Annotated in this window: 1 protein-coding gene; it reads left to right on the top strand. The window is 66.2% G+C overall.

Going from position 1 to position 408, the window contains the following annotated elements; genetic code table 11:
- Positions 1-408, top strand: a 408-nt coding sequence (locus tag TN53_RS42660) for an alpha-amylase family glycosyl hydrolase (protein WP_046264299.1), incomplete at both ends; no start/stop codon positions are given.

Genomic DNA, 408 nt, shown 5'->3' with positions numbered 1-408 from the left:
GACACCTTCGAGGACACCCCCGCGAAGGACCGGGACCCCGACTGGTTCAAACGTGCCGTCTTCTACGAGGTGCTCGTCCGCTCCTTCCAGGACAGCAACGGCGACGGCGTCGGCGACCTCAAGGGCCTCACCGCCAAACTCGACTACCTGCAATGGCTGGGCGTCGACTGCCTGTGGCTGCCACCGTTCTTCAAGTCGCCGCTGCGAGACGGCGGCTACGACGTCTCCGACTACACCGCCGTCCTGCCCGAGTTCGGCGACCTCGCCGACTTCGTGGAGTTCGTCGACGCCGCCCACCAGCGCGGCATGCGCGTCATCATCGACTTCGTCATGAACCACACCAGCGACCAGCACCCGTGGTTCCAGGAGTCCCGCAAGGACCCCGACGGCCCCTACGGCGACTACTAC

This window comes from Streptomyces sp. WM6386 (genome assembly GCF_000972385.1).
Lineage (GTDB): Bacteria > Actinomycetota > Actinomycetes > Streptomycetales > Streptomycetaceae > Streptomyces.
This window is presented reverse-complemented; position numbering and strand designations above follow the sequence as displayed.